This is a genomic window from Anaeromyxobacter sp. SG17, from assembly GCF_022690695.1.
Lineage (GTDB): Bacteria > Myxococcota > Myxococcia > Myxococcales > Anaeromyxobacteraceae > Anaeromyxobacter > Anaeromyxobacter soli.
The window spans coordinates 1-7,325 of the sequence record NZ_JALCYX010000123.1 but is presented as its reverse complement, the minus strand read 5'-3'; the positions used below and the strand labels follow the sequence as shown (position 1 = coordinate 7,325).

General features: G+C 74.5%; 7 protein-coding genes and 1 pseudogene. 4 read left to right on the top strand and 4 right to left on the bottom strand.

What is annotated here, in order from left to right; all coding sequences use genetic code 11:
* Positions 1 to 401 (bottom strand): annotated as a pseudogene (locus MNY60_RS22860) (hypothetical protein); the annotation flags it as partial.
* Positions 402 to 849: 448 nt separating this feature from the next.
* On the opposite strand from MNY60_RS22860, the gene MNY60_RS22855 reads away from it, so the two are divergent.
* On the top strand, positions 850 to 1,365 hold the full coding sequence (locus tag MNY60_RS22855) for an OmpA family protein (RefSeq protein ID WP_242341595.1): 516 nt from the start codon (positions 850 to 852) through the stop codon (positions 1,363 to 1,365).
* A gap of 246 nt (positions 1,366 to 1,611) precedes the next feature.
* Entirely contained in the window at positions 1,612 to 2,340 is a 729-nt protein-coding gene (locus tag MNY60_RS22850; RefSeq protein ID WP_242361996.1) for a DUF4142 domain-containing protein, read from the top strand.
* A 42-nt stretch (positions 2,341 to 2,382) separates the two neighbouring features.
* Here MNY60_RS22850 and MNY60_RS22845 read toward each other — a convergent pair whose 3' ends face one another.
* Positions 2,383 to 3,204 carry a tetratricopeptide repeat protein gene (locus MNY60_RS22845; RefSeq protein ID WP_242341414.1) on the bottom strand — a complete coding sequence of 274 codons (822 nt, stop codon included), beginning with the start codon at positions 3,202 to 3,204 and terminating at the stop codon, positions 2,383 to 2,385.
* 24 nt (positions 3,205 to 3,228) lie between these two features.
* Entirely contained in the window at positions 3,229 to 4,125 is an 897-nt protein-coding gene (locus tag MNY60_RS22840) for a Ku protein (protein ID WP_242341415.1), read from the bottom strand.
* Between the two features lie 30 nt (positions 4,126 to 4,155).
* Here MNY60_RS22840 and ligD point away from each other — a divergent pair, with 30 nt between their 5' ends.
* Together ligD and MNY60_RS22830 are read left to right on the top strand one after the other, a co-directional pair.
* Positions 4,156 to 6,393, top strand: a complete 2,238-nt coding sequence (gene ligD / locus MNY60_RS22835; protein ID WP_242361994.1) for a non-homologous end-joining DNA ligase — start codon at positions 4,156 to 4,158, stop codon at positions 6,391 to 6,393.
* 136 nt (positions 6,394 to 6,529) lie between these two features.
* Entirely contained in the window at positions 6,530 to 6,862 is a 333-nt protein-coding gene (locus MNY60_RS22830; protein ID WP_242341417.1) for a hypothetical protein, read from the top strand.
* Between the two features lie 10 nt (positions 6,863 to 6,872).
* Here MNY60_RS22830 and MNY60_RS22825 read toward each other — a convergent pair whose 3' ends face one another.
* On the bottom strand, positions 6,873 to 7,151 hold the full coding sequence (locus MNY60_RS22825) for a hypothetical protein (protein WP_242341418.1): 279 nt from the start codon (positions 7,149 to 7,151) through the stop codon (positions 6,873 to 6,875).
* Positions 7,152 to 7,325: the final 174 nt, after the last annotated feature.

The following is a 7,325-nucleotide window of genomic DNA, read 5'->3' as shown; positions in this document are numbered from 1 at the left end:
CGGCCCGGGCCGGCCGTGGCCGTGCGCCCGCGGCGCGCACCCGCCGCGCGGCCCTTCCGCGCCGCGCCGGCAGAGGCGCGGGGGGTTCGCCGTCCGGTCGCGCGCGCCTGCGCGGTCTCCTTCGCCACGAGCTTGTTGAAGTTGCTCTGCTCGCCGCCGGCGGTGGTGTCCTGGTAGACCAACGCCAGGCCCGACTCGTCGAACTTCCGGAACCAGTCGTCCCACTCGATGCGGTCCAGCTTCCCCTCGCCGGAGTAGCCGGGGAAGTCGATGCGGATGATCCCGGTACCGGGGGCGCCGCGTGCGGTCGACGTCACCTCCGCCGGCCAGCCGCCGCGCTCCTCGACCCACCTCCGGATCGTCTCGTGATCGGTCGTCGTCTGCGACCTCGTTCGCGCCATGAGTGCCTCCTCGTCGCGAACAGCATGCGCACGGGCGAGAGGCGGCGAAAGGCCGCTCGCCGCGCGCGGCCTGCACCCCGCGTGACCAAGAGCCGCCGAGGTGCGGAGCACGCCGACGGCTGCGTCGGTGCGCCTTCAGGAGAGGGAAGGACCGGTCTCGCACGGCTCCTCCTGCGGGCGCGCACGGCGGCGGTCGTCCACCGGACGGACGGGGCGCCGCGCGATCCACGCGCGCCGCGAGCGAAACGGGAAGGTGACGGCGGTGCGACCTCGACCTCGACCTCGACCTCGACCTCGACCTCGAACCGGCCCGCCCGTGGTTCCCGCCGCGTGTGCGCGCGCGGCGCCGCTGTCGTTGGAGGTCCGCAGCCCCGGCGGGGGGCCGCGCCCGGGTTGCATGCGGGCCAGACCCGGCTCAATATCCGGGCCCAACCGGAGGACATTCACGATGCGTCATGTCACGATCGCCCTCGCCATCCTCGCCCTCGCAGGCGCCACCCGTGTCTCGGCCCAGACGCCCTGGGACGTCGCGAAGAAGGCCGCGGGCAACGCCACCGTCGGGAAGCTCGAGAAGCAGATCAACAAGCGGCTGCTCGACGAGGGCCGCAAGAACCAGTGCTCGTTCAAGACGGACACGGACGTCCTCGAGCCCGGCTGCGACGCCAAGATGCAGCGGCTCTCCAACGTGCTCATCGACGCCAAGAAGCAGCTCAACGGCGCCGGCGTGAAGAACTTCAAGTTCGTCGTGTCCGGCCACACGGACTCGAGCGGCAACGCGAAGCACAACGACGAGCTCTCCGCGAAGCGCGCGGCGGTCGTCGAGCGCGAGCTCGTCGCGAAGGGCGTGCCGAAGGAGGAGATCGAGTCGGTCGGCATGGGCTCGAAGAAGCTGCTCGTGAAGCCGGACGACACGGCCGCGAAGAAGGCGAAGAACCGGCGGTACGAGATCCAGGTCAAGCTGTAGCGGCGCGCGGCGCGGGCGCCCCGCCGAGCCCGGCGGGCCCCGCGCCCCGTCGCACCCCCGGCCACTCGTTGCGCGTGAGCCGGAGCTGCGCCCGAATCCCCTGCGCCGCCCGGCCCGGGCTCGCTGCGCGCGCCGAGGCGGATCGCGCGAGTCGCCCCGCCGTCCCGTCCACGGGCGTCCGCCCGTTCAGCCGAGGGGTCCCGCGGCCCCCGAAGAGGGTCCAGATTCTTCCCAGGAGGAGGAATCATGACCTACAGGATCAAGGGCGCGCTCGCTGCAGCGGCGCTCGTCGCTGCCGGGGCGGCGGGCGCGCAGGTGCCTCGCTGGCCGCCGGCCCCCGAGCAGCGCCCGGGCGGCGCTCCGCGCCCGGCGCCGGCGCCGGCGCCGGCTCGACCCGGCGCGGCACCGCAGGACGCGGCGAAGCGGATCGACGATCGCCAGAAGCAGATCTTCGGGACGCTCGAGCAGCGCAGCCGGGAAGGGCAGGAGCTCGGGCGGCTGGCCCAGGAGCGGGGCGCGTCGAGCCAGGTGAAGGACCTCGGCAAGAAGCTCGTCGACGACGACGCGCGCGTCGAGCGCGAGCTCGGGACGATCGTCGCCGAGCGCGGCGGCAAGCCGAAGGACATGTCGGGCCCGAAGAACGAGCGCGACGCTCACGACGCGATGATGAAGCAGCTCCGCGGCAAGTCCGGCGCCGACTTCGACCACGCGTTCCTGCAGCAGGTCGAGTTCGCCCAGCGCAGCCAGCGCGCGGATCTCCAGCGCTGGCGCGACGAGACGCCGGGCGAGGACGCGCGCCTCAAGAAGTGGCTCTCCGACACCGAGGTGCTGGCCGAGTCGGACCTGCTCGCCAGCCGGAACGCGATCTCCGCGCTCGGCATGAAGTGGGAGCAGGACCCGCGCCACCCGCAGCAGCAGCCGGATCAGCAGCGCGCCGCGCGGCGGCCGCCGCGAGCGCCCTGGGGCGGGGAGTAGGGGAAGAGCTCGGTGCGCCAGGGGCGCCACGCGACCCCGGGATCAGGCGCCGGTGTCGGTGAGGCGGCGATAGGCGGCGAGGTGCCGGAGCGCGTCGGCGCTCCGGCCCAGCCGCTCGAGCAGGCGTGACGCGTTGTAGTGCGCGTCCGCGAGCGCGGGGTCGGCCTCGATGGCGCGCGCGTAGGCCAGCAGGGCCTCGTCGTCGAGCCCCTGGTCCTCGAGGGCCACGCCGAGGTTGAACGACGCGAGCGCGCGCTGCGAGGTGGCGGGGAGCGCGCGCCGGTAGTGGAACTCGGCCGCGCGCGGATCGCCCGCCTCGTGCAGGAGGCGCCCGAGGTTCAGGTGGGCGCCCGCGTGGTCCGGATCGAGCCCGAGCGCGCGCCGGTAGGCCTCGACCGCCTCCGCGGGCGCGCCGTCCTCCAGGTCGCAGCCCCAGCGGTACCAGGCGTCCGCGTCCAGCTTCGCGCCGCCCGGCGGCCGGCCGGAGCGCACGAGCGGCGCGACCTTGCGAGCGACGTCGCGCACCTCGAAGTCGAGGAGGACCTGCCCGGTGTCCGGACGCCAGCGCGCGCCGCCGTCCTGCACCACCACGTTCCGCCCGTCGGCGAGCACCCGGACCCCGGCGAGCGACCGATCGTGCGGCAGCTTGGCGCGGATGTCGCCGAGCGCCCGGCGCACGCGCGACGGCGGCACCTGCGCGTGGACGAGCTCGGCCGCGGCGCGGAAGAGGACGAGGTCCTGGAATGCGAAGCGGAGCTCGTTGCGAGGTCCGCGGCGCGGCATCACGAACCCCGCGCGCGCCAGGCGGCGGATCTCCGCGACGGGCAGGCCGAGCAGCCGGGCGACGTCGGTGGCGCGATACACGCGCCCCACCATCGCACGGCGGGGTCACTTGCGGGAAGTGGTGGCCTTGCCGCGCTCGTCCGCGTCCCGCCGCGCCCGCTTCGCCCCCTTGCGCTCTCCGGCGTCGGCCGCGGGTGGCGCGGCGCGCGCGGGGCGCCGGCTCTCGCCGCGCGCGGCGTCGATGCTCGCCTTCAGCGCGTCCATGAGGTCGATCACCTGCGCCGCCGGCTCGGCGGGCGCCGCGACCTGGATCTCCTGGCCCTCCACCTTCTTCGCGATCGCGGCCTCGACGCGCGCCTTCACCGCGTCCTCGTACTGCTCCGGCCGGAAGGCCTCCGACGCGGTCTGCTCGATGAGCTGGAGCGCGAGCTGGATCTCGGTGTCCTTGGGCTGGGCGTCGTCCACGGGGACCTCGTCCATCGGACGGACCTCGTCCGCGTGGAAGAGCTGCTGCATCACCAGCCGCCCGTCGCGCGCGCGGATGAGCACCAGGTACTGCTTGCCCCGCGCCGCGTAGCGGGCGAGGGCCGCCTTGCCGGCGCGCTCGAGCGCGAGGGCGAGCAGCCGGTAGGCCTTCCCGCCGCCCTTGTCGGGGCCCAGGTAGTAGGCGCGGTCGAAGTACACCGGGTCCACCTGCGCGGCCGGGACGAACTCGGCGATGTCGATGGTCTGGGTGGCGATCTCGTCGAGCGCGCGCAGCTCGTCGGGCGTGAACGTGACGTAGCGGTCCTTCGCGAACTCGTAGCCCTTCACCATCTCGTCGCGCTCCACCTTCACGCCCTCCTTCGCGCAGACGTACTGCTGCTTGAGGCGCGAGCCGCACGCCGCGTGCAGGAGGTTGAACGAGATGGAGGCGGAGGGCTGCGTCGCCGGGTAGAGGCGGACTGGGATCGACACGAGACCGAAGGAGATCGTGCCTGTCGCGATCGAGCGGGGCGCCATGCCTCCTTACATTAAGGGAGCGAGCCGCGCGTGCCCGATCGTCTCGACAGCTACCGCGCCAAGCGCGATCCGGGCCGGACGCCCGAGCCCTTCGGCCCCGCGGAGGACGGGGCGCGAGCGCCGGACGCTCCGCGGCTGTTCGTCGTGCAGAAGCACGCCGCGCGACGTCTCCACTGGGACTTCCGGCTCGAGCTCGGGGGCACGCTGCGCTCCTGGGCGGTCCCCAAGGGGCCCTCGGCGGATCCCGCCGACAAGCGCATGGCGGTCGAGGTCGAGGACCACCCGGTCGAGTATGCGGGCTTCGAGGGCACCATCCCCACCGGCAACTACGGCGCCGGCGCGGTCATCGTGTGGGATCGCGGCGTGTGGCGCCCGGTCGGGGACCCGTACGACGGGCTGGCCCGGGGCAAGCTCGTCTTCCAGCTCTCCGGCTACAAGCTGCACGGAGAGTGGACGCTCGTCCGCACGCGCGTGGCCCAGGGCGGCAAGCAGCAGTGGCTGCTCCTGAAGCACCGGGGCGACGCGTGGGCCGGCCCCGGGCGCGAGTTCGCGCAGGAGTCGGTCCTCTCGGGCCGCCTGCTCGAGGAGCTCGCCGCGGGCGAGGGCCGCGCGGAGCGGGCGGTGCGGGAGGCGGAGCGGCTCGGCGCGCCTCGGCGGGCGCTCTCGCGGGCCGACGCCCGGCCGATGCGCGCGACGCCGCGCGGCAAGCCGTTGCGGGGGGAGGGGGAGGGCTGGCTCTTCGAGGTGAAGTACGACGGCTACCGCCTCGTCGCCCGGCGCGAGGGGACGCGCGCGACGCTCCTCACGCAGCGCGGCGAGGACGCGACCGCGCTCTACCCCGAGATCGCGCGGCCGCTCGAGGCGCTGCCCGTCGACGCGATCGTCGACGGCGAGGTCGTGGTGCTCGGGCCCGACGGCCGCCCCGACCTCGCTGCGCTCGAGGCGCGCGCACGGCTCGCCCGTCCGCGAGACGTCGCGCGCGCCGCGCTGGAGCGCCCCGCGACGTTCTTCGTCTTCGACCTCCTCGCCCTCGGCGGCCTGGACGTCCGCGCCCTCCCGCTCGCCGAGCGGAAGCGCCTCCTCGCGAGCGTCGTCCCGCAACTCGGGCCGGTGCGCTACGCGGAGCACGTCGAGGGGCGCGGCGAGGAGCTCCGGCGCGAGGTGAGCGCGCGCGGGCTCGCCGGCATCGTCGCGAAGCGCGCCGACGCTCCCTACCGCGCGGGCCGCTCCGCGGCGTGGCTCGACATCCCGGCGGCGCGGAGCGCCGCTGAGGCACGCGCGCCGCACGACGCGTCGCCGCCCGTGCCGCACCCTGCGCGTCCCGCGCGCCGGGTGGAGGTGACGAACGGCGAGAAGGTCTGGTTCCCCGCGGACGGGATCACGAAGGGGGACGTCGTCGCGTACTACCGCGCCATCGCGCCCTTCATGCTGCCCTACCTGAAGGACCGGCCGCTCGTCCTCACGCGCTATCCCGAGGGCATCGACGGGAAGAGCTTCTTCCAGAAGGACGCGCCCACCTGGCGGCCGGAGTGGCTGCGGACGGTGCGGATCCGTGGCGAGGACGCCGGGCGCGAGCTCGATCACTTCCTCGTCGACGACGCGGACGGCCTCGCGTGGATCGCGAACCTCGGCACGATCCCGCTGCACGTGTGGTCGAGCCGGGCGGGCGCGCTCGAGCGCCCGGACTGGTGCGTCGTCGACCTCGATCCCAAGGACGCGCCCTTCGAGCACGTCGTGCGCATCGCGCGGGCGCTCCACGCCCTCTGCGACGAGCTCGGGCTGCCGTCGTATCCCAAGACGACCGGGCAGAAGGGCCTGCACGTGCTCGTGCCGCTCGGCGGTCAGCTCACCCACGCGCAGTCGAGGACGCTCGGCGAGCTCCTCGCCCGCGCGATCGAGGCGGAGCTCCCGGAGATCGCGACCACGGCGCGCGCCCTCTCCGCGCGCGGCGGCCGCGTCTACCTCGACTTCCTCCAGAACGGCTTCGGCAAGACCATCGCCGCGCCCTACGCCGTCAGGCCGAAGCCGGGCGCGCCGGTGTCGACGCCGCTGCGCTGGAGCGAGGTGACGGCGCGGCTCGACCCGTCCCGCTTCACCCTCCGCAACGTCCCGGGCCGCGCGCGCCGCCTTCGCGCGGACCCGCTCTCGCCGGTCCTGACGGGGAAGCCGGACCTCATGGCCGCGCTCGAGCGCCTGCGCGGGCGAATGGCGGGTGGAAACGGCGGAGCGCGGCGGCGCGCGCAGCGCGACGGCCGGACGGCGGAATAGGCGACGCGGCGCGCCGTGTCGCCTGGACGCCCACTCCGCTGGAGCCATTGTCCAATGGGGGGCAATCCGGACGAATGCGGTGGACAATTTCGACCACCGGGCTATGTTCCTGGCTCCCTGAATGGAGCAATCCAGCATGGCACGCCAGTCCAGCATCGACGACATCCTCCGCGAGACGGCCGACGAGGTCGTCGCCCGCGTCTCCTCGGCCATCGCGCGCCACGTCGGCGACCTCGTGCAGGAGGGCCTCCGGCGCGAGCTCGGCAAGAACGTCGTCGCGCGGCGCGTCACTCCGGCCGCCCGCCGCGGCGAGATCACGCGCTGGGTCGCGGACACGCGCGCCCGCCGCGTCCCGAACTTCGTCATCGAGGCGACGGGGCTCGACACCAAGAAGAAGATCGTCGCCAAGTTCGGGGCGAACGCGGCGTTCGAGAAGGGCAAGCCGCTGCCCAAGGCGAAGGCCGCGTAGCCGGGTCCGGCTACTCGCGCTCCGCGAGGCCGCGCAGGTGCCCGGCGCGCTCGAGCGCGCCGATGCAGGCCGTCGCGGCGCTCGCCTCCACCCAGAAGCCGGCGCCGCGGCGCGGCTGGTTCGAGCCGAGCGCGGTGGGCGAGGCGAACGTCTCGAGCTCGATCGCGAACTCGAACCCCGCGTCCTCGAGCGCGGCCTCGACCGCCTGCGCCTCCTCGAGCGTCGCCGCGAGGTAGACGCGCGCGATCTCCGTCCCCTCGACGAAGTCTTCCATGTCGATGCGGGCCATCCGGACCGTCCCTCCGCCGCCCCCAATCTAACCTCGGCGCGCCGCGGGCGTGCGGTATCCTCGCGGGCGTGATGACGCCGCTCTCCCGGAAGGCCCCGCGCTCGGCGCGCGCGGCGCTCGCCGCAGTCCTCGTCGCGCTCGCCGCGCCCCCCGCGCTGGCGCAGGCGCCCTCGG

Bases quoted from the DNA above. Each gene is read 5' to 3' on its own strand.
- MNY60_RS22855 (WP_242341595.1), top strand. From the start codon at position 850: ATGCGTCATGTCACGATCGCCCTCGCCATCCTCGCCCTCGCAGGCGCC.
- MNY60_RS22850 (WP_242361996.1), top strand. From the start codon at position 1,612: ATGACCTACAGGATCAAGGGCGCGCTCGCTGCAGCGGCGCTCGTCGCT.
- MNY60_RS22840 (WP_242341415.1), bottom strand. From the start codon at position 4,125: ATGGCGCCCCGCTCGATCGCGACAGGCACGATCTCCTTCGGTCTCGTG.
- MNY60_RS22830 (WP_242341417.1), top strand. From the start codon at position 6,530: ATGGCACGCCAGTCCAGCATCGACGACATCCTCCGCGAGACGGCCGAC.
- MNY60_RS22825 (WP_242341418.1), bottom strand. From the start codon at position 7,151: ATGGCCCGCATCGACATGGAAGACTTCGTCGAGGGGACGGAGATCGCG.